This window comes from Sinorhizobium sp. NG07B, from assembly GCF_002532005.1.
Lineage (GTDB): Bacteria > Pseudomonadota > Alphaproteobacteria > Rhizobiales > Rhizobiaceae > Sinorhizobium > Sinorhizobium fredii_C.
On sequence record NZ_NWTD01000004.1, the window covers coordinates 205,312 to 225,999 of the forward strand.

At 63.1% G+C, this 20,688-nt stretch carries 20 protein-coding genes and 1 pseudogene; 10 read left to right on the forward strand and 11 right to left on the reverse strand.

Features of this window, described 5'->3' with window-relative positions; translation table 11 throughout:
• Positions 1-17: 17 nt before the first annotated feature.
• A complete protein-coding gene (locus CO664_RS15655; protein WP_097526280.1) occupies positions 18-833 on the reverse strand; it encodes a protein-disulfide reductase DsbD domain-containing protein in 816 nt (271 codons plus the stop codon).
• A 272-nt stretch (positions 834-1,105) separates the two neighbouring features.
• Here CO664_RS15655 and CO664_RS15660 point away from each other — a divergent pair, with 272 nt between their 5' ends.
• Positions 1,106-1,711, forward strand: coding sequence for a YqgE/AlgH family protein (locus tag CO664_RS15660; RefSeq protein ID WP_037413412.1), 606 nt, complete (start codon positions 1,106-1,108; stop codon positions 1,709-1,711).
• Between the two features lie 32 nt (positions 1,712-1,743).
• Here CO664_RS15660 and CO664_RS15665 read toward each other — a convergent pair whose 3' ends face one another.
• The 4 genes from CO664_RS15665 to thrC all read right to left on the reverse strand — a co-directional run bounded on the left by CO664_RS15665 (position 1,744) and on the right by thrC (position 8,251).
• On the reverse strand, positions 1,744-4,656 hold the full coding sequence (locus tag CO664_RS15665) for a sensor domain-containing phosphodiesterase (RefSeq protein ID WP_097539295.1): 2,913 nt from the start codon (positions 4,654-4,656) through the stop codon (positions 1,744-1,746).
• Positions 4,656-5,267, reverse strand: coding sequence for a GNAT family protein (locus tag CO664_RS15670; RefSeq protein WP_037413744.1), 612 nt, complete (start codon positions 5,265-5,267; stop codon positions 4,656-4,658). Before CO664_RS15670 ends, CO664_RS15665 begins: the two co-directional genes overlap by 1 nt.
• A 261-nt stretch (positions 5,268-5,528) precedes the next feature.
• The gene (locus CO664_RS15675) at positions 5,529-6,830 is read right to left on the reverse strand and encodes a pitrilysin family protein (RefSeq protein ID WP_037413415.1); all 1,302 of its coding nucleotides are present in this window, start codon (positions 6,828-6,830) and stop codon (positions 5,529-5,531) included.
• Between the two features lie 14 nt (positions 6,831-6,844).
• On the reverse strand, positions 6,845-8,251 hold the full coding sequence (thrC, locus tag CO664_RS15680) for a threonine synthase (protein WP_172900163.1): 1,407 nt from the start codon (positions 8,249-8,251) through the stop codon (positions 6,845-6,847).
• Between the two features lie 402 nt (positions 8,252-8,653).
• On the opposite strand from thrC, the gene CO664_RS15685 reads away from it, so the two are divergent.
• Positions 8,654-9,202: a hypothetical protein gene (locus CO664_RS15685; protein WP_037413416.1), complete on the forward strand. Its 549-nt coding sequence runs from the start codon at positions 8,654-8,656 to the stop codon at positions 9,200-9,202.
• 194 nt (positions 9,203-9,396) lie between these two features.
• On the opposite strand, the gene CO664_RS15690 is transcribed toward CO664_RS15685, so the two are convergent.
• Both CO664_RS15690 and CO664_RS15695 read right to left on the reverse strand, forming a co-directional pair.
• Positions 9,397-10,503 (reverse strand): ABC transporter substrate-binding protein, encoded by a 1,107-nt coding sequence (locus CO664_RS15690; RefSeq protein WP_037413418.1) that lies wholly within the window; start codon positions 10,501-10,503, stop codon positions 9,397-9,399.
• A gap of 243 nt (positions 10,504-10,746) precedes the next feature.
• Entirely contained in the window at positions 10,747-11,442 is a 696-nt protein-coding gene (locus CO664_RS15695) for an HAD family phosphatase (RefSeq protein ID WP_037413420.1), read from the reverse strand.
• A 170-nt stretch (positions 11,443-11,612) separates the two neighbouring features.
• Between CO664_RS15695 and CO664_RS15700 the strand changes: the two genes are divergently transcribed.
• Together CO664_RS15700 and CO664_RS15705 are read left to right on the forward strand one after the other, a co-directional pair.
• Positions 11,613-12,281 carry a GntR family transcriptional regulator gene (locus CO664_RS15700; RefSeq protein WP_097539296.1) on the forward strand — a complete coding sequence of 223 codons (669 nt, stop codon included), beginning with the start codon at positions 11,613-11,615 and terminating at the stop codon, positions 12,279-12,281.
• Between the two features lie 52 nt (positions 12,282-12,333).
• Entirely contained in the window at positions 12,334-12,762 is a 429-nt protein-coding gene (locus CO664_RS15705) for a DUF1284 domain-containing protein (RefSeq protein WP_097539297.1), read from the forward strand.
• On the opposite strand, the gene CO664_RS15710 is transcribed toward CO664_RS15705, so the two are convergent.
• Positions 12,757-13,437, reverse strand: coding sequence for a winged helix-turn-helix domain-containing protein (locus CO664_RS15710; protein ID WP_097539298.1), 681 nt, complete (start codon positions 13,435-13,437; stop codon positions 12,757-12,759). The two genes, CO664_RS15705 and CO664_RS15710, sit on opposite strands and share 6 nt — an antisense overlap.
• 71 nt (positions 13,438-13,508) lie before the next feature.
• Here CO664_RS15710 and CO664_RS15715 point away from each other — a divergent pair, with 71 nt between their 5' ends.
• The 3 genes from CO664_RS15715 to CO664_RS15725 all read left to right on the forward strand — a co-directional run bounded on the left by CO664_RS15715 (position 13,509) and on the right by CO664_RS15725 (position 15,438).
• Positions 13,509-13,829, forward strand: coding sequence for an NIPSNAP family protein (locus tag CO664_RS15715; RefSeq protein WP_037413749.1), 321 nt, complete (start codon positions 13,509-13,511; stop codon positions 13,827-13,829).
• 4 nt (positions 13,830-13,833) lie between these two features.
• On the forward strand, positions 13,834-14,190 hold the full coding sequence (locus CO664_RS15720) for an antibiotic biosynthesis monooxygenase (RefSeq protein WP_097526276.1): 357 nt from the start codon (positions 13,834-13,836) through the stop codon (positions 14,188-14,190).
• A gap of 117 nt (positions 14,191-14,307) precedes the next feature.
• Positions 14,308-15,438 (forward strand): site-specific DNA-methyltransferase, encoded by a 1,131-nt coding sequence (locus CO664_RS15725; RefSeq protein WP_097539299.1) that lies wholly within the window; start codon positions 14,308-14,310, stop codon positions 15,436-15,438.
• Positions 15,439-15,620: 182 nt separating this feature from the next.
• Here the strand turns inward: CO664_RS15725 and CO664_RS15730 are convergent, their stop codons facing one another.
• The 3 genes from CO664_RS15730 to mutY form a co-directional block, all read right to left on the reverse strand.
• Positions 15,621-16,658 (reverse strand): calcium-binding protein, encoded by a 1,038-nt coding sequence (locus tag CO664_RS15730; protein ID WP_097539300.1) that lies wholly within the window; start codon positions 16,656-16,658, stop codon positions 15,621-15,623.
• A gap of 130 nt (positions 16,659-16,788) precedes the next feature.
• Positions 16,789-17,451, reverse strand: a complete 663-nt coding sequence (locus CO664_RS15735; RefSeq protein WP_037413432.1) for an HAD family phosphatase — start codon at positions 17,449-17,451, stop codon at positions 16,789-16,791.
• A gap of 41 nt (positions 17,452-17,492) precedes the next feature.
• Positions 17,493-18,581: an A/G-specific adenine glycosylase gene (gene mutY, locus CO664_RS15740; RefSeq protein WP_037413435.1), complete on the reverse strand. Its 1,089-nt coding sequence runs from the start codon at positions 18,579-18,581 to the stop codon at positions 17,493-17,495.
• Positions 18,582-18,671: 90 nt separating this feature from the next.
• Between mutY and CO664_RS15745 the strand changes: the two genes are divergently transcribed.
• The 3 genes and pseudogenes from CO664_RS15745 (at position 18,672) to CO664_RS15755 (ending at position 20,565) form a co-directional block, all read left to right on the forward strand.
• Complete coding sequence (locus tag CO664_RS15745; protein ID WP_097539482.1) at positions 18,672-19,178, forward strand: DUF721 domain-containing protein; 507 nt, start codon at positions 18,672-18,674, stop codon at positions 19,176-19,178.
• A gap of 121 nt (positions 19,179-19,299) precedes the next feature.
• The gene (locus CO664_RS15750) at positions 19,300-20,112 is read left to right on the forward strand and encodes a DsbA family protein (protein WP_097539301.1); all 813 of its coding nucleotides are present in this window, start codon (positions 19,300-19,302) and stop codon (positions 20,110-20,112) included.
• Between the two features lie 80 nt (positions 20,113-20,192).
• A pseudogene (locus CO664_RS15755) lies at positions 20,193-20,565 on the forward strand (DUF559 domain-containing protein).
• Positions 20,566-20,688: the final 123 nt, after the last annotated feature.

Genomic DNA, 20,688 nt, shown 5'->3' on the forward strand with positions numbered 1-20,688 from the left:
GCGACTATAGGAACGCGTCAGTCAAAGGCAAGCGTGGTTTCCATGCTCAGATCGCCGGCACGCACGGTAATCGCAATCGCCTTGCCGCCCATCTTTCGGTCCTTGCCGGAGAACTTCACGGGAATGTCCACGCGGCGCTCGGCGCCGGAGAGGTCGCCCACGACCGGTGCTCCGAAGGAGAGACCCGCCGGGCCGGCGAGGAAAATCTCCGGTTCGCCCGCGTCTTGCGGAAGCCGGAGATCGAGGTGCATGATGCCGGCATCCTCTTCGAAGTCTGTCATCGTGACCCTGAAGTGATCGGATGGCGGCTTCGGAAGTGCCGCCACGGCCTCCTCGATGCGCGCGCCGTCCAGTGGATTGTCGAAGACACCGGCCTTCAGCGCCAGATCCAGTGTCCCTTGGACCGGGATGCAGATGTCTTCGCAAACGCCCAGGAAAACGGAAGCCCGGACCGTCAGGTCCTTTTCGCCGCTTACCCGTTTCAGCGTCAGAGGGAAGGCAACCGAGCTGTCGTAACCGACATAGCGTCCCGGTCCCTCGCCGAAGGTCTTCGGTGCGGGAAACCGGATCGCCTCCAGAGCGACGCCGCCTTCCGGATCGAGGGTGATCTGCGGCGGTATTCCGCTCGCGCCGGGGTCGCGCCAGTAGGTTTTCCAGCCGGGCTCCAGCTTGATTTCGAGCACCGCTGGAATGGAGCCGTCCGGTCTTGGCTGCGAGGCGACAAGGCGGATCGCCCCGCCGGGGGAGGCCAACCAGTCGCTGCTGGCGGCCTCGGACTGGTACGGCAAAAAAAGAGCGACGAGCAGGCTTGCCTTCGCGAGGCGCTGAGCCATCTTCTTCCTGGTTCGGCATCTGGTCATGACCTAGCACTAGCGCGTTTCCGCATTCGTCTCCAGCCGCCGCGAAAGGCCGCCGATCATATCTGCTTGATCGACGATGCCGGGTGAATGGTTCGCCCGTACTGGGCTCCAACTGTGGAATTCGCTTGTCTTTGTATCGTTGGAGCTGGAGATCGACGCGAAGGAGCGTCGTGCGTGCAAATTTCGGCCCGCGCCACGTAGAGGCGCTTTTCATTTCGTGCCGAATTGATAGGCTATCTTTCATTATGGCAACAACGGCGCAGCCAAAGATACGCGAACGTGGTTTCCTTGACGGTCAGTTCCTGATCGCCATGCCCAGCATGTTCGATGCCAATTTCGCCCGCACGGTGATCTTCGTCTGCGCCCATTCGGAAGACGGCGCGATGGGCTTCGTGTTGAACCGGCCCCAGCGGCTGACCTTCCCGGACGTGCTCCTGCATCTGCAACTGCTCGACCCGGACGAAGCGATCCGGCTGCCTTCGGCGGCACGTGAGTTCCAGATCCAGGCTGGCGGACCGGTCGAGACCGGTCGTGGTTTCGTCCTGCATTCGGACGATTACCTGAGCGACTCGAGCATTCCGGTCAGCGACGATATCTGCCTGACGGCGACGCTCGACATCGTCAAGGCCATTTCGCGCGGCGAGGGGCCCGTTAAGGCCACCATGCTGCTCGGCTATGCCGGCTGGGGACCGGGGCAGCTCGAAAGCGAAATCGCCAACAACGGCTGGCTGACATGCCCGGCGCGTGAAGAGCTGATCTTCAGCCGTGACCTCGACGAGAAATACGATCAGGCGCTTGCGCTGATCGGCGTCTCTTCTGCGATGCTTTCCCCCGATGCTGGCCACGCCTAATCGAAGGCTCGGTTTCCTGCTTCTTTCCCCGATTACGCTCTCTTCATGAGCGGAAAGCGCTCCTTCAGGAGCCGCAGGATCGATTCCGAGCCGACGGGCGGGCCGAACAGGAAGCTCTGGCCATAATCGCAGCCCATCTGCGCGAGCTGGATCGCATCCTCCTCCGATTCTATGCCTTCGGCGACGACCCGCATGTCGAGTTCGCGCGCCATGGCGATCACCGAGCGCAGCACGACGCCGCGCTTGTCGCTCGGATCGCGCACCAGCGCCTTGTCGATCTTGATCGTGTCGAAGGGGAAGCGGGTCAGATAGGAAAGCGAAGAATGGCCGGTGCCGAAGTCGTCGAGGGCGAGCCGCAATCCGGCTTCCCGGAGCTTTTCGAGCACGAGCCGGGCCTGTTCCGGATTCTCCATCACCAGCGATTCGGTCAGCTCCATCTTCACCTTCGCCGGATCGCAGCGGTTCTTGTTGAGGATGGTCCGGACGTCGTCATAGAGCCCGCTGTTGAGCAGCTGCGCACTCGAAAGATTGATCGCGACGAAGATCGGCAGATCGCCCGTCTGGATCTGCCATTCGGAAAGGTCGCTCGTCGCCTGGTCGAAGGCGAACATGCCGAGCTGGTTTATGACGTCGGAATTCTCCGCGATCGGGATGAATTCGGTCGGCGAGATACTGCCGCGCTTCGGATGGTCCCAGCGCATCAGCGCTTCGAAACCGGCGACCTCGGCATCGCTGAGACGCACGATCGGCTGGTAGACGAGCGACAGTTCCTTGCGTTCGATCGCCCGCTTCAGGTCCGCTTCGAGCTGCAGGCGATCCGATCCGGATGTTCGGAAGGCCGGCCGGAAGGGCTCGACGCGGTTGCCGCCCTCCTTCTTGGCGCGAAACATCGCAAGCTCCGCATCGTCGAGCAGGCTTGCGGCGCTCTGCTCCTGGTCGAGCCAGGAAACGAGACCGATCGAGGCGGTGAGATTAATCTCGCGGTTGCCGTAGTTGAGCGGCACCATGATCGCCTTGCTGACCGCATCGGCGAAATCGGCGATCTTCGCCGGATCGCGCTCGGACATCAGGATCAGCCCGAACTGGTCGCCGCCGAGGCGGGCAAGCGTGTCCTGCGGCCGCAGCAGCCGGCGCAGCCGCCGCGTCAACGCGATCAGAATGTTGTCGCCGGCGGCGATCCCGAGCAGGTCGTTGACCTGCTTGTAGCGGTCGATGTCTATGGCGAGAACGGTCGGCCGCGTCGAAGCGGTGCCGTCGGACATCAGAAGGATGGCCTGCAGGCGATCGAGGAAAACCTGCCGGTTCGGCAGGCCGGTGAGGTTGTCGAGGAGCGCGTTCTGCAGCAGCCGCTCGACCGAATTGCGCTGTTCGGTGATGTCGACGATGGTGCCGACGCAGCGGATGATCTCGCCATTGGCGCCCAGCACGGGCCGCGCCCGGATCGACAGCCAGTGATAGTGCCCATCCTCGGCGCGCACGCGAAATTCGTGGTTCAAGCGGCCGCGTCTGTGTTCGAGAAGCACATCCAGGGTCGCCCTGAACCGGTCGCGATCGTCCGGATGCAGCCGCGGCACCCAATTGCGGACCGGTCCGTTCATCGTGCCGAGCGAAAGGCCGAGCTGGTGCGAAATGTCCGGGATCGTCACGACGCGGTCGCGCGCCACGTCCCAATCCCAGACGGTGTCGCCGGAGCCGGTCAGCGCCAGCGCCTGCCGCTCGAGGTCCGAGAAGAGACCCTGCTGGTATGCGCCGCCGGCAAAGGCATGCTGCATCACCGTGAAGCCGATCAAGAGGACGATCAACACGAGGCCGCCGCCGAGGGCCGGCTGGACGATGTCGTTGGCGAGCTGACCGGTGACCGCCAGCCACGCGCCGAACAGCCAGACGAGGATCAGGAGCCAGGCCGGAACGAGAAGGATGGCGCGGTCGTAGCGGTTGAAGCCGAGATAGGCGATCAGCACGATGCCGACCGTCGCCGTCAGCGCAAAGGAGAGACGGGCGATGCCCGATGCGATCGCCGGATCGTAGACGGCGACGCCGAAGAGCAGTGCCAGGCCGAGAATCCAGGCGAGCGTCGCGTAGCCGAGATGCTGATGCCAGCGGTTGAGGTTCAGATAGGTAAAAAGGAAGACCACCAGGCCCGCCGCCAGAAAGACTTCCGTTCCTGCTCGCCATATGCGTTCGTCGCCAGCCGTCACGCTGATCAGCTTCGACAGAAAGCCGAAGTCGACACAGATATAGGCGAGAACCGCCCAGGCAAGCGCCGCCGTCGCCGGCAGCATCGAGGTGCCCTTGACGACGAAGAGAATGGTCAGGAAGACCGCGAGCAGCCCGGCAATCCCGAGCACGATGCCGCGATAGAGCGTAAAGGCGTTGACCGTGTCCTTGTAGGCGTCGGGCTGCCACAGATAGATCTGCGGCAGTTCCGGCGTCGCAAGCTCGGCGACGAAGGTGATGACGGCGCCGGGGTTGAGGGTGATGCGGAACACGTCCGCCTCGTCGCTCGGCTGTCGGTCGAGCGCGAAGCCCTCGCTCGGCGTGATCGACAGGATGCGTTGCGAGCCGAGGTCCGGCCAGAACAGTTTCGAATTGACCAGCCGGAAATGCGGCGCGACGATCACCCGCTCGAGCTGCTCCTCGGAGACATTTGCAAGCGCGAAGACGGCCCAGTCGCCCTGATGATGCTCCGTGCTCGATCGGACCTCGATGCGCCGCACGATGCCGTCCGTGCCGGGCGCGGTGGACACCTGGAAAGCCTCGCCCCGGCCGGAATAAATTTCCGTCGTGGCCGTCAGGTCGAGTGCCGTGTCCTCGCGCGAGATCTTGACCGGTTCGAGAGCATGGGCGACACCGCCGGCGGTGCCGAAGATGAAAACGGCGAATGCCGCCAGAAACGCCGCCACCCTTGCGGCTGGCCATGCGGTCGGCTTGCGGATCACGGGCATCAAAGGGGCATATTCCTGTTCGGTACGGCATCCGCGGACAGAAGCGAAAACATCAGGTGATCGCGCCACTGGCCGTTTATCTTCAAGTACTGTCTCAAGTAGCCTTCGCGTTCAAAGCCGGCCTTTTCAAGGAGCCGGATGCTCCTTGCGTTCTCTGGAATACAGGCTGCTTCAATACGGTGCAACTCGAGGGTCGAAAAGATGTAGGGGATGGTCAGCTTCAGCGCCTCGTACATGTGGCCCTGGCCGGCATGTTTCTGCCCCATCCAGTAGCCGATCATGCAATTCTGCGCCGCACCCCTGCGGATATGGCCGATCGTCAGGCCGCCGAGGAGAACCTCGTCCGGTCTGCGGAACAGGAACAACGGCACCGCCTGGCCGGAAGCATATTCCTGTTCGTTGCGGATGACGCGGCTGCGAAACGCGCTCTCGGTCATCTCGTCAGCCCGCCAGGTGGGCTCCCACGGTTCGAGGAAGCCGCGGCTCGCGCTGCGCAATTGATACCATTGCCGATAATCGGCGTAGCGCGGCAGGCGGAGAAGGTAATCCTGATTGGCGATTTCGACCGATTCGGGCTGCCTCGACAGGAACCGAAATACCGATCGTGCCATATATGCCTCCGGCCCCAAACTCGCATGCCGGCGGGCGGAGATCGGCTTCATGCTCTTCCTCATCCCGCTCAGGTCAATCTACACAGCCGGACCGAAATCCCAGCCCGGACCGCGCCATCATGCAAGAGTTCGAAGGCGCCGTGTCATTGCGAAGCGTTGCACAAGTTAACGCCTAAATCGAATCCGATTTTAGAAATTGTGCAAGAAAGGCACGGGCCCCGCAGGTGCTGCCCGCACTCTGAAGATCGGGGATTGCGCCCGCTAGCCGGCGAGCGCCTGGACGGCAGCGGGTTTGATATTCAGAGACGACAGAATGTCGCTCATCGGGGCGAGCTGTTCGAGCGGGCCGATCGCCGAAAGGGTAGGGGTCGTATCGAAGAAGAGCCGGCCGGCGAGATCGGTCAGCCGCTCTATGGTGATGCCGGACAGCCGCTCCATCAGCTCTTCGTTTGGAATGGGGCGCCCATAGAGCATCATCTGGCGGGCGATCTGGCCGGCGCGCGCCGCCGGGCTTTCCTGTCCCATCAGCAGTTGCGCCCGGATCTGCGCACGGGCACGCTCGATCTCCTGCTGGTCGATGCTCGCCGACGATTTGCGCAGCTCCTCGATGATGACCGGCATCAGCTCGGGGAGATTTTCCCCGCCGGTAGCGGCGTGGATGCCGAAGATGCCGGTATCGGAAAAGCCCCAATGGAAGGCGTAGACCGAATAACAGAGGCCGCGATGTTCGCGCACCTCCTGAAAGAGGCGGGACGACATGCCGCCGCCGAGGATATTGGCAAGGATCTGCGAACAGTAGAAGTCGCGGGCGTGATAGGCCCGGCCTTCGAAGCCGAGCAGCACCTGCGCGTCCATCAGGTCACGGCTCTCGCGGCTGTCGCCGCCCGTGTAGCGCGCTGTATCGAGGACCGGAGTCGACAGCGGCGTGACGGGCAGCGTGGAAAAGCGCTCCTCGACCTGGCGCACGATCGTGTCGTGGTCGACGGCGCCGGCGGCAACGATGAACATCCTGTCGGTCGTATAATTGCGGCCGAGATATTGGCGGATCTGACCGGGGGTGAACGACATCACCGTTTCGGGCGTGCCGAGAATGGGCCGCCCGACCGTCTGGTCGCGGTAGGCGGTCTCGGCGAAGCGGTCGAAGACCACGTCGTCCGGCGTGTCGTCGGCCGCGCCGATCTCCTGCAGGATGACGTGCTTCTCGCGCCGCAGCTCCTCCTCGTCGAAGGTTGATTCCGTCAGAATGTCCGCAAGGATGTCGACCGCCAGCGGCACGTGGTCCTTCAGCACCCGCGCGTAGTAGGAGGTGGTCTCGGTGGAGGTGGCGGCGTTGACCTCGCCGCCGACGTTTTCGATCTCTTCGGCGATCTGGCGGGCGCTGCGCCGTCTTGTCCCTTTGAAAGCCATGTGCTCCAGCAGATGCGCAATTCCGTGTTCATCCACGGTCTCGTTGCGCGAACCGGATTTGATCCAGACCCCGAGCGCCACGCTTTCCAAATGCGGCATTCGCTCGGTTACCACCGTCAGCCCGGAAGGGAGCCGGGTGCACTCAACTTTCATCATCCGTATCTTTCGTTCTATTCCCGAACGCGGGTACGCTCGCCGATGAAGGTTTCGACGTTCTTCAGCTCCGCATCCAGGATGTCGAAACGCTCCGCCCTAGTCATGAGATCAGCAAGCCACGTCGGAAGCGTGGGGTCAATACCACTCGCCGATTTTACCGCGTCGGGAAATTTCGCGGGGTGAGCGGTCCCGAGCGCCACCATTGGCGCCGACGGCTTCTCGTGCTTGGCGGCGACCGAGACGCCGATTGCCGTATGCGGATCAAGGAGATAGCCGGATTTCTCGAAGGTTTCGCGGATCGTCGCCGCCACCTGCTTCTCCGAGGCGCGGCCGGCGCGAAATTCCTTGCGAATTTTTTTCAGTGCGCCCTCTTCGATGGCAAAGGAACCGGATTGCTTGAGGCTTTCCATGGCGGCGCGCACCCCTGCCGCCTCGCGGCCATAGGCCTCGAACAACAAGCGCTCGAAGTTGGACGAGATCTGAATGTCCATCGAGGGCGAGGTCGTCGCCTTGACCTCGCGCATCTCGTAGCGGCCGGTTTTCAGCGTGCGCGCCAGAATGTCGTTTTCATTGGTGGCGATGATCAGCCTGTCGATCGGCAAGCCCATGCGCTTGGCGACATAGCCGGCGAAGATATCGCCGAAATTGCCGGTCGGCACCGTGAAGGAGATCCTCCGGTCCGGGCCGCCGAGCGCGATCGCCGTGGTGAAGTAATAGACGATCTGAGCCATGATGCGCGCCCAGTTGATCGAATTGACCCCCGACAGCTTAACCCGGTCGCGAAACGCCGTGTCGTTGAACATGGCTTTGACGAGGTTCTGGCAATCGTCGAAATTGCCCTTGATAGCGATCGCATGGACGTTCGACGCCCCCGCGGTCGTCATCTGCCGCTGCTGCACCGGCGAGACCTTGCCGTGCGGGAAGAGGATGAAGATGTCCGTCCTTTCCCGGCCGGCAAAGGCGTCGATCGCGGCACCGCCGGTATCGCCGGAGGTTGCCCCGACGATCGTCGCCCGTTCGCCGCGCTCGGCGAGCACATGATCCATGAGGCGCGCCAGCAATTGCATGGCGACGTCCTTGAAGGCGAGCGTCGAACCGTGGAAGAGCTCCATGACGAAGGAGTTGGGGCCGGTCTGGACAAGCGGGGCGATGGCCGGATGGCGGAAGGTCGCATAGGCCTCGTCGATCATCTCGCGGAACTTCGCGGCCGGAATTTCACCGTTCGTGAAGGGCTCGAGAACAGCGAAAGCGATTTCCTGATAGGACTTGCCGCGCAGCGCACGGATTTCCTTTTTCGAGAAGGCCGGCCATTCTTTCGGCAGGTAGAGGCCGCCGTCACGAGCAAGCCCTGCCAGAAGAGCGTCGCAGAAACCGAGGGGTGCTGCTTCCCCGCGCGTCGAAATATACTTCACCTTCTTCATCCTTCGTTACCGCATCTCAAAGTTACAGCAGACAGTCTGGCGGAGGACCGAGCCGCGCTATCACGCCGATATTGCATAACCCTTCAAGGAAGAACCGCCGCCCGGCCCCCTATTTGTTCCAGTTCGCCGTAAATCGCGCGGACATTTTTGTCACCATGGCAAATTTCCAAATGCTTCGGAAAGTGAGGCTTGCGATGGCCCGGCGGTCGATTTTTCGATTTGCCGCTGCTATAGACGATGCCCGAGGGTCGAGAAAGGCCCTCGAGGTTCGTCGGTCCGGAGGAGGAGGGGATTGCAGATGGGTTCCTGCTCCGGCCATCAAAGGATCGCGCCAGCTTCGGCCGAATTCGCCGCGGTTGCCGTGATCTCAAAGTCTCACCGGTTCAGTAGGGGTCGTGCAACGTGTCTGGCAAAGTGTCTCGCCATCTTATCGCAATGTCTGTCCTTTTGGTCGCCGCAGGCTGTAACAAAACGCAAGACGGCGGCGCCATCGAGGCCGGCGGCACCGCGAACGCACCGACGCCGGCGGTGATCCAGGCGGCTTGCCCGCCGGTGACGCTGCGGGACGGCACCGCCTCCTATCGCACCTATGCGAAGGGCGGCAAGGACGATCCGACCAAGGTGGTCTACCAGGCCTCGCTAGCCGATACCACGCGGCAATGCGTGCAGAGCGCGGACACACTGACGGTGACCGTGGTCGCCCAGGGCCGTGTCGTCGCCGGCCCCGCCGGCGGTCCGGGCAAGATTACCATGCCTATCCGCGTGGCGGCGACCGACGGGGAAAAGACGCTCTATTCCGAACTGACGCAATATCCGGTCGAAGTCCCGCCGGGCAGCACCAACACGCAATTCGTCTTCACCAAGGCCAACGTCACCCTGCCGGCCGGAGCCGGAGCCGATGCCAAGATCTTCGTCGGCTTCGACGAGGGACCGCAGAAGGCGAAGCAGTAGCAGGCCGCACAGGTGCGGGGGAGTTGCCCCTTACGCTGACCCGATACGGTGCCGCGAGTCCCCTTCGCCCCGCCTGCGGGGAGAAGGTGGCCGGCAGGCCGGATGAGGGGCAGACTCCAAGAAAAACAACTCTTTGCAGCCACTTATAAAAACGCCGAGGCAATGCCCGGCGTTTCCACGCGTCCGCGGCCGGGTTATTCGGCCGCCACGCTCTTGCCCGCTTCCCATTTGTACAGCGAGAAGCTCGGCGAGGTGAGATCGCCGCTCTCGCCATAGGTCAGCTTGCCGATGACCGTGTCGATCGCCTCGCCGGATTTGATCGCGGTCGCAACCGCGGTCGCATCCTCGGCCGAGCCTGCCTTCTCGATGCCGGCCTTGAGCACCTGGACGGCGGCATAGGCGTTGAGCGTGAAGGCTTCCGCCGGGATGTTCTTGACATTGAGCGCCTCGATCACCGGTGCGGCGGCCGGGTGGCGGGTGGCGTCGCTCGCATTCGTGTAGATCGTTCCCTCGGCAGCGTTGCCGCCGATCGCCCAAAACTCGGTGTTGGAGAGGCCGTCGCCGCCGATCAGCTGCGCATTGACGCCCTGGTCGCGCATCTGCCGGATCATCAGGCCGGCCTCGGCGTGGTAGCCGCCGAAATAGACGACCTCGACATTCTCGGCCTTGAGGCGTGTGACGATGGCGCTGAAGTCCTTCTCACCGGGGTTCAAGCCCTCGTAGACGACTTCCGTGATGCCGCCTGCGTTGATCGCCGCCTTGAAGCCATCGGCGAGGCCCTTGCCGTAAGCACCCTTGTCGTGCAGGACGGCGACGCGCTTGTCCTTGAGGTTCTTGACAACATAGTCGGCCGCGACCACGGCCTGCTGGTCGTCGCGGCCGCAGGTGCGCAGCACGTTCCAAAGCCCGCGGGTGGTAAGGTCGGGCGTGGTTGCTGTCGGCGTGACCATGAGGATGCCGTTCTCGGCGAGCACGTCGGATGCCGGCATCGCCGTGCCGGAAAGCACCGGCCCGACGACATAGCGCACGCTCTCTCCGGCGAGCTGGTTGGAAACGGAAACAGCCTGCTTCGGCTCGCCAGCATCGTCGACGATCTTGATGACGATCTTCTCGCCCTTGATGCCGCCGGCATTGTTGATTGCTTCGGCCGCTGCCTCGGCGCCGTTCTTCACCTGCTCGCCAAAGGCCGCGACCGGGCCGGTGAGCGGCGTGATCACGCCGATCGTGATATCGGCATGGGCGAGCGGCGCGAAGGCCACGCCGGCAGCCAGGGTTAGTCCGGTCAATAGTGAAAGACGCATCGTGGTTCCTCCTTGGAAATAACCTCTACAGCGCCCGGACATACGGAGGCCGCCATAGCGCTTTGAACTGCTGCGCGGCCCTACCCGGAACCATGCAGTGGTCGATCTTGATATAGCTCTCGTGCGCCGTTCGAAAACCCGCGGTTTCTCGCAGGAAACCATGGGTCTTCCACCGCATGCCGCCTTTCGAGGGCGCCGATGATAAGCGGCGCGAAGGGCCGTCGGAATTAGAGAGGGTGAGGGTCAGGCCGTCAGGGACTCGGACCATTCGGCAAGCGCGGCGACAACGCCGGGCAGGACGGCCATCCGCGAGATAACGGTCTCGGCGCCGGCCTCCGTCAGCTTGTCAGCATGCGAGGCATAGCTATGCGAGCCCCCCGTGAAGCCGACGACGCGCATGCCGGCGGCGCGCGCCCCGTGGACGCCGTGCACCGAGTCCTCGATGACGAGGACGCGTGCCGGGTCGACGCCGAACTGGGCGGCGCCATGCAGGAAGATGTCCGGCTTCGGCTTGACCCGGTCCGGGCCAAGATCGCGCGCCGAATAGATATGCTTGCCGAAATGATCCTGAATGCCGACCTTGCCGAGCATCGTTGCGAGCCGCGCTGAGGTCGAGTTCGAGCAGATGCAGTGCGGCAGCGTCAGCTGCAGCAGTACGGGCTTGACGCCGTCGATGATCTTGACGTCGCGGGCGAGCCGCTTGTCGAGAATGGTGTCGACGCGGTCGATCAAAGAAGCCGAGAGCGGAATGCTGGCTTCCTTCTCGATCGCCAGCAGCGTGTCGCGCCAGGTCATGCCGGCAAAGCGCTCGCTCATTTCCTCGACACTGATCGGGTAGCCGGCTTCCGTCAGAAGTCCGGCCTCGACTTCCGAGGCGATGATTTCCGAATCGACGAGCACGCCGTCGCAGTCAAAGATGATGAGATCGAAACCGGTCATTTTGCGTCCTTGGGAGAGGCGCGCCGCTGGCGGGGAGGAGGCTCGATGCGGCGCGAAAACAGGTCCGGGCAGATTTATACGATGGTGGATCAAAGCTCAACCTTTGGAAATCGTCTTGCGGAAATTGTGCCTTGCTCGACAGGCTCGGGCTGCACCTCTATCTGTAGCGCATGACAAACGAACGCGATGACACGATTGCAAGCCGGATCAGCCGGGCGCTCGCCGAAAGGATCATCTCCGGGGCGCTCTCTCCGGGCGAGCGGTTGCGTCAGGACCATGTTGCCGAGGAGTTCGGCGCGAGCCACGTGCCGGTGCGTGAGGCTTTCCGACGGCTCGAGGCGCAAGGCCTTGCCGTCAGCGAGCCGCGCCGGGGCGTGCGGGTCGCCTCCTTCGATCTCAAAGAGGTGCGCGAGGTGGCGGAGATGCGCGCGGCACTCGAGGTGCTGGCGCTCCGCCATGCCATACCCCACCTGGCACCCGCCATTCTCGATCGCGCCGAGGCGGCCACGGCCGCGGCGGACAGATCCCGCGACGTGCGTAGCTGGGAGGCGGCAAACCGAGCGTTCCACCGTTTGATCCTCGAGCCCTGTGCCATGCCGCGCCTGCTCGCCGCGATCGACGACCTTCATGCGGCAAGCGCCCGGTTTCTCTTCTCCGCCTGGCGATCCAGCTGGGAGGCACGCAGCGACCACGACCACCGCGCCATTCTTGCAGCGCTGCGCCAGGGGAGAGGCGAGGAGGCTGCCTCGATCCTCGAGCGCCATGTCGGCTGGATCGGCAAGACGCCGGTAAAGACCGCCGGCGGGGAAGTCCGCGACGCCTTTTCTATCGTCGGATAGCGGCGATCTGCCGTAAACTGCGACTTCGGAAACCGGGACGAGGTGACATTCCATGGTTCGCCTGCGCGGCCACCATCTCCTGTGTCTGCTGACCTATGTCGGCAAGGGCTACACGGCCGCCTTCACCCGCAACTATCTCGGGATCGCCGCCCGCCTTTCCTCCGGCGAGGCGATCGAAATCGTCCAAGGCCCGGACGATATCTGCGCTCCCATGCTGAATGATCCCGACGCCCATTGCCGGAACGACAGTGTTCTTGACCGTGACGACAAAGCCTTGACCGCCGTCGCCGATCTGCTGGGCATGTCGCTGACGGCCGGCTCGGTCCTCCAACTGGACGGCGAGCGCCTGGAGCGGCTGCGTGCCTCGTTTGCGGCAGACTCGATACGGGCAGCCTGCGAGGCGTGCGAATGGGCGCAGTTTTGCACACGGATCGCGGGCGACGGTTTTGCCGACGCGCTCGTCAAGGCCAAGCGCCTATAGCGGAAAGAGCTCCAGGAAGGCTTTTTCGCCCCTGTCGGTGAAACGGATCACGCGGCTGTCCTTCTCGCGTTTCGCCCAGCCGTTGTCGATGAACAGCCTGAGCAGCGCCACGCCGAGCGAGCCGGCGAGATGCGAACGGCGTTCGCTCCAGTCGAGGCAGGTTCGGCAGATCGGCCGTCGGGATTTTTGAAGCGCGGGGTAGTCGATGCCGAGCGCCTCGATGCGATGCCGTCCTGCATCGGTCAAGGCGAGGTCCTCTCCAGTCACTTCGATCTGGCGGTCCGCGACCAGACTGTCCAGCAGGCGCACGCCATAGTCGCCGGCGAGGTGGTTGTAGCAGATGCGCGCCTTTCTGAGCGCCGGATCCTTCGGCCCCAGCCGATGCCGCGTCAGGCCGCGGCTGGCGGCGAAACCCATGAGGCTTTCGAGCATCAGCCCAACCTCGTCTTCGGCCAAGGCATAGTAGCGATGCCGACCCTGCTTGCGCTGCGTCAGCAATCCGCCGGCCTCGAGCTTGGCGAGATGCGAGCTCGCGGTCTGCAGCGTGATGCCGGCGTGCGCCGCAAGCTCCGTTGGCGTCAGCGCCTGGCCGCCCATCAGCGCGGTCAGCATGTTGGCGCGGGCCGGATCGCCGATCAGCGATCCGATGAGGGCGATATCGGGACCTTCCTTCATACTTCGATCGTAGTCGAAGCATTCCGGCCGAACAAGCGGGCATGATGCAAATCATCAACAAGGAGAAGATCATGATCACCTGCTTCATTCGCTACGAGATCGATCCCTTCCGCAAGGAGGATTTCGCTACCTATTCCCGCAATTGGGGCGAGGCCATTCCACGCTGCGGTGCTGACCTCATCGGCTATTTCGGTCCGCACGAAGGCTCGGCGACGACCGCCTATGGCGTCTACAACATCGAAAGCCTCGCCGCCTACGAGGCGTACCGGGCGCGTCTTGCCGCCGATCCGCTCGGCCGCGAGAATTACGAATTCGCGCGGCGCGAGCGTTTCATCCTCAAGGAGGACCGCATCTTCCTGAAGAACGTCTCGCTGCCACATGGGAAGGAGTGATGCGATGATCGCGGTGATTTTTGAGGTTCTGCCGGCCGAGGGCAAGCGCGAAGCCTATCTCGCCCTTGCCGCCGACCTGCGGTCGCTGCTCGACGGGATAGACGGCTTCATCTCGATCGAGCGATTCCAGAGCCTTACCGATCCGAACAAGCTGCTGTCGCTCTCCTTCTGGCGCGACGAAGCGGCGGTGAAGGCCTGGCGCAATGGTGCGGAACATCGCGCGGCACAGGCCGCGGGGAGGAATGGCGTCTTCGCCGACTATCGCCTGCGGATCGCGGCGGTCGTTCGCGACTACGGCCTCAACGAACGGCATGAGGCGCCAGCGGACAGCCGGGAGTGGCACGAGCACGATACGAACTGAACGAGAGGGGCATGGCAGCGACGCAAATTTCCCGGGCGGCCTTCAAGCTTTGGTAACCATCTTCGGTAACCATAAGTGCTATAGTCAGTCCCGAGTAAGCGTATTTGCGAGTTGCCCATGTCTTCAGTTGTTTCGCTTGCCGAAATCTCCCGAGCCGCCCGTCCGCTGAGCTGGTTGGACAGCATCATCAAAGGAGATTGCGTGTCTGCGCTGAACGCGCTCCCCGACAATTCGGTCGACGTCGTCTTCGCCGATCCGCCCTATAATCTGCAGCTGGGCGGCATGCTGCACCGGCCGGACCAGTCGCTGGTCGACGCTGTCGACGACGAATGGGACCAGTTCGCTTCCTTCGAGGCCTATGATGCCTTCACCCGCGCCTGGCTGCTTGCCTGCCGCCGCGTGTTGAAGCCGACCGGCACACTCTGGGTAATCGGCTCCTACCACAATATCTTCCGGGTCGGCGCGATCCTGCAGGACTTGCATTTCTGGATCCTGAACGACATCATCTGGCGCAAGACCAATCCGATGCCGAACTTCAAGGGTCGCCGCTTCCAGAACGCCCACGAAACGCTGATCTGGGCGACGCCGAACGCCAAGGCCAAGGGCTACACCTTCAATTACGAGGCGATGAAGGCCGCGAACGACGACGTGCAGATGCGCTCCGACTGGCTGTTCCCGATCTGCTCCGGTTCGGAGCGGCTGAAGGGCGACGACGGCAAGAAGGTGCATCCGACGCAGAAGCCGGAAGCGTTGCTCGCCCGCATCCTGATGGCTTCGACCAAGCCCGGCGACGTGGTGCTCGATCCCTTCTTCGGCTCCGGCACCACCGGCGCGGTTGCCAAGCGCCTCGGCCGCCATTTCGTCGGCATCGAGCGCGAACAGGACTATATCGACGCCGCAGCCGAACGCATCGCCGCAGTCGAGCCCCTCGGCAAGGCGACGCTGTCCGTGATGACCGGTAAGAAGGCCGAACCGCGCGTCGCTTTCAATACGCTCGTCGAGAGCGGCTTGATCAAGCCCGGCACGGTGCTGACCGATGCTAAGCGCCGCTACAGCGCCATCGTGCGCGCCGACGGCACGCTTGCCTCTGGCGGCGAGGCCGGCTCGATCCACCGCCTCGGCGCCAAGGTTCAGGGCCTCGACGCCTGCAACGGGTGGACGTTCTGGCATTTCGAAGAAGGGAATACTCTGAAGCCGATCGACGAACTCAGATCCGTCATTCGAAATGACCTGGCAAAACTGAACTGATCAACCAGTTCCGCTTGGGTCTTCGAAAAAGCGCTCTGCCCGGTTTTGTACCTTCAGTCCCGGGAGGAGAGCTTTAAACGCCCGGAATCCGTAAGGGATTCCGGGCGTTTGTATGAGGTGGGATGCCCTCCCGCTGCCGCGACCTTCTCCCTTGACGGGGAGAAGGGGCACGCCGCGCCGCCTCAGAGGAAGAAATCGTCGACCCGCAGGCTGGTGACGCCGTTCACCTTGATCTGGAAGTCGGCATAGCCGTCGCCATTGACGTCGCCGGACAGGACGCCGGAGCGGAAGTTCAGTTCGCCGGCGTCTCCCGAAAACGCGCTGCCGCCGATGAAGGTGAATTTCTGATTGCCGCTCCAGGTCGTGTCGGCATCGATCGTCGAAAGGTCGATGACGTCGAACTCGGAGCGGCGGAAATCGGCGATCACGTCGCGGCGGGAGCCGACCACCGATTCGGAGATCGCGTTGAAATCGAAGTTGTCGGTGCCGGTCCCGCCGACCAGATAGTCGAAGCCACTGCCGCCGCGCATGATATCGGCGCCGGAGCCGCCATAGAGATCGTCGTCACCGCTGCCGCCGTCGAGGAAGTCGTCGCCGGCGAGGCCCTCGATAATGTCGTGGCCGCCCAGCCCGCGCAGCGTGTTGGCAACAGAACTGCCGGTGATATCGTCATGGCCGTAATTCGTGCCGGTGGCGTTCTCGATGCTAATGAGGTCCTCGCGCCGGCCGCTGCCGGTGGTCGCGTATTTGTTGCCGAGGTCGATCGTCACGCCCTTGCCGCGCTCCGAGCTCCAGTCGTCCTGGAACTGGTAGCTGACGGTGTCGATGCCGGTGCCGCCGTTGAAGTAGTTGTTGAATCCGGCCGAGAGGAAGGTGTCGTTGCCACTTTCGCCGTAATAGTCGCTGGCATAGCCGTCGATTTCGAAGCGGTCATTGCCGCTGCCGGCATAGACGACATCGTAGGAGCTCGTGTCGCGTGCCCGGATGTCGGCAACATAGATGTCGTTTCCGGCACCCATATAAATGTCGTTGCCGCCCTCGTAGGAATTCACCACGAGATCATTGCCGTAGCCCGCATCGACGTAGTTGTATCCGCCGTAGCTGTCGGTCCTGTTCAGGTAGATGTCGTCGTCGCCGTCATAGCCATAGATTTCGACCTCGATATAGCTGTTCTGCTTGAGGATATCGGCGTAATTAGTACCGTAGATGCGCGTGACCATTAGCTCGACCTTTTCAGCGAAGGCGTTGAAATCTAACGCGGATCATGGAGGAGCAAAGCTGAATGGCGGGTGAACCGAATGCGGCGTTTTCGTGAATTCGCTGGCCGGTTCGGCGGTCAGGATCGCGCTATCAGGCCTGGGTCGCCACTGCCGGACCGACACCGTCAAGCACGTCCAACGGTTGCACGCCATAGGCTGCCAGATCGGCCCTCAGCCTTTGGGCATCGACGAAGTGCACGGCCTGCCAGCCCGCCGCCCGGGCGCCTTCAACATTGGCCAGGCTGTCGTCGATGAAGATCGTCGCCGCGGGGTCGAGACCGAAGGTACGGGCATGGGTCCAGTAGATTTCGACATCCGGCTTGATCAGCCCGACGTCGCCCGAAACCGTAACGCCGCGCGGCAGCGTCAGGAAGGGAAAGCGCTTCTGCGCCTCGCGGAACGTGTCGGAGGCGAAGTTGGTCAGCATCGTCACGTCGCGGCCTTCGGCGATCAGGCTTTCCATCAGCGCGACCGTATCTTCATAGGCGTGCGGCACCATCTCGTGCCAATGCCGGCGGAAGGCGCGGATATGCTCTTGCCGTTCCGGATGCTCCTCGATCAACAGCGCCTCGGCCTCCTCCCAGGAACGGCCCCGGTCCTGTTCGATGTTCCAGTCGTGGGTACAGACATTGGCGAAGAACCAGCTGCGTTCCGCCTCGTCCGGGATGATCCGCGCGTAGGGGATCTGCGGATCGTAATGGATCAGCACCTTGCCGATGTCGAAAACGATGTGGCGGATGTCGACGCTGCTCATTGGTAATCCTGCGGCGGGTTGAACGAGGTTGCGGCCTTGCCTTACACGGCTTTGAATGCGTGCGGTATAGCCTGCGTGATTGCTTTTTTCATGACGGTCGGCAATGCCTGCCCCTTCAAAGACGCGATCGGCTCCCACCAGCCCTCGGCGCAGGCCACGGCCTTCGCGACTTTGGCACGGTAGACCGAGAGGCGCAGTTCGAAATGCGTGAAGACATGCGTGACAGTGCCGCAGGCTTCCCAGGCGGCCGCGAAAGGCTGCGCCTCTACCGAGGTCTCGCCGTCGCGGCGCGCGGTCCAGCCCGTGCCCGGCACTTCCGTCATGCCGCCAAGGAGGCCCGTCTCGGCGCGCTTGCGCAGATAGACGGCATTAGCACCATCGATCGCCACGAAGGCGGCGCCGAGGCGCAGCGGCTTTTCCTTCTTCGCCCCCTTACGCGGAAACGTCTCGGGATCGGCGACGGCGAGCGCCCGACAGTTCGAGCGGAAGGGACAGAGCGCGCAGGCGGGGCGCTTCGGCGTACAGATCGTGGCACCGAGATCCATCATCGCCTGGGCGAAATCACCCGGCCGGTCGGACGGCGTCAGTTCCGAGACGAGCCGGCGCATTTCCGGCTTGGCGGCGGGAAGCGGCGTCTCGATCGCATAGAGGCGGGAAATCACCCGCTCGACATTGCCGTCGAGCACGGCGCTCCTGCGGTTGAAGGCGATCGCCGCAACCGCGGCCGCTGTATAGTCGCCGATGCCGGGAAGGGCTTTCAGTCCTTCCTCCGTCTCCGGGAAGCGGCCGCCATGGTCGCGCGCCACCGCCTCGGCGCATTTCTTCAGATTGCGCGCCCTGGCATAGTAGCCGAGGCCGGCCCAGGCCTTCATCACCTCTTCGGTTTCGGCGGCGGCCAGGTCTTCAACCGTCGGCCAGTGCCTTAGAAACTTGTCGAAATAGGCCTTGACCGCCTGCACGGTGGTCTGTTGCAGCATGACTTCGGACAGCCAGACATGGTAGGGATCGGCGACGGCGCCGCGCGCTGCCATCGGCGGCGAGACACGCCACGGCAGATCGCGATGGTGGCGATCGTACCAGTTGAGCAGCACGGTGGCGGCTTCGGCCGCCTTTAGCGTGTCGAGCGTCATTTGCCGGAGAGTCCCTTTCCGGCCTATACTTGGCCGACGCCCGCTTGGGCTTCAAGGCTCGATCGAAGTTGCGAACAGAAAGTCGTTCCGGTGAGTGAAGCGAAGTCCCGGAAGGGGGTTGTGCAGATCAGCGAGGTTGCGAACGGGCTGATCGATCCGGTGCTGGCCAAGCGCGCCGGCATCAACACGATGCTGCTCGGCTCCTGGGACGAGATCGCCGGCGCGGAGTTCGCCGACTGCACGCGGCCGGAAAAGATCGCCTGGCCGCGGCGCGCCTCGGAGATCGGCAGCGATGGCGGCTACCAGCCCGGCATGCTGACGGTTGCCTGTGAAGGCGCAAGGGCGCTTTTCCTGACCCACGCCCAGGGCGAACTGATCCAGCGCATCAACGGCTTTTTCGGCTTCCATGCGATCGGTCAGCTTCGAATCGTCCAGAAGCCTGTCGCACCGCCGCCCAAGCCCTACCGGCGGCCGCGGCCGCTGACCGGCGAACCGGCACGCCGGCTCGACACCATGGTTGAAGGCATCGAGAGCGAGGCGCTGAAGGCCGCACTGAAGCGGCTCGGCACGGCGGTCCTGTCTCAGCGCCGCAAGTAGTTCACCATCAAGGGGTCACAATTCTTTGAATTCAGTTGAAACAGTGCCCCTTGTCGCCTTGCACTGAGCAAGTTATCGAAATCACAACTCAATTTTCCCCTCCTAGAACACGGGTCCTTCCATGTCCGCTTCCGAAACGAGCCTTCCGAAACGCCTGCTGAGCGGTGTCGCCGTCGCGGCGATTGCCCTGGTGCTTGCAGCCTGCAGCGAAGAAAAGAAGGAGGCGGCTTCCAAGGCGCCGGCTGAAACAACGGCCAGCGCGGACGCGACGACCACCGGCTCCACCGCCGCGACGCCGGCCGCTTCCGGCCAGGCGAAGCCCGCCGCCACCGAGGTCGCGCAGTCTTCCGCCCCGACCGCCAAGGCCGAGTTGCCGCAGTCGGAAGGCAGCGTCGACGTGCAGAAGCTGATGGAGCCCGGCGCGCTTCCGGAAATGGCGCTCGGCGAGGCCAATGCGCCGGTAACGATCGTCGAATACATGTCGATGACCTGCCCGCACTGCGCCAACTTTCACAACAAGACCTTCGACGCCATCAAGACGAAATATGTCGACAGCGGCAAGGTGCGCTTTGTCATCCGCGAATTCCCCTTCGACCCGCGCGCCGCGGCCGCCTTCATGCTGGCGCGCTGCGCTCCGGAGGGACAGTATTTCCCGATGATCTCCATGCTGTTCAAGCAGCAGGAACAATGGGCCGCCGCGGAAAACGGCCGCGATGCACTGCTGCAGATGTCGAAACTCGCCGGTTTTACACAGGAGAGCTTCGAGGCCTGCTTGACGAACCAAAAACTTCTGGATGATGTGAACGCAGTCATGCAGCGCGGCGCCAAGGAGTTCGGAGTGAAATCGACGCCGACCTTTTTCGTGAATGGCGAGCACTATTCGGGGGACATGTCGGTTGACGTTATGTCGGCCCTCATCGACAGCAAGCTCTGATCCTTCGCTCTTCCTGACAACGGGCGACGGCTGCGGCCGTGCGCCCGTTTCTTATGTTCGGGAACCCGTGAGGTTTGGCCGTGCCTCACACTGACGTTCCGCCGAAAACTCGCTCCAATGCGCGCCGCATGCGGAGTGTGATGACCGACGCCGAGGTCAAGCTGTGGAACGAGTTGCGCGCACATCGACTGATGGGCCTCGGCTTTCGCCGACAGGTTCCGGTCGCGGGTTATATCGTCGATTTCGCTTGCCCCGCACATCGACTGATCATCGAAGTCGATGGTGCGCAGCATGCGAAACCGGGTGATGCCGACTACGATCGGCAGCGTACGCTCCGACTGGAGACCGCTGGCTGGACTGTCTTGCGTTTCTGGAATGACGACGTGCTGCGCGACATTGACAAATGTGTGCGAGCATATCGTTCGGGTTATCGGGAAGGGGACATTCGAGTGATGCGCTCGTGGCTCACCCCCCTCTGCCCTGCCGGGCATCTCCCCCACAAGGGGGGCGATCGGCAAGTGGCGATGTCCCGCTCGACCAAATACCTCTCGCTTGGGTCATTTTTAGTGGGGCTTT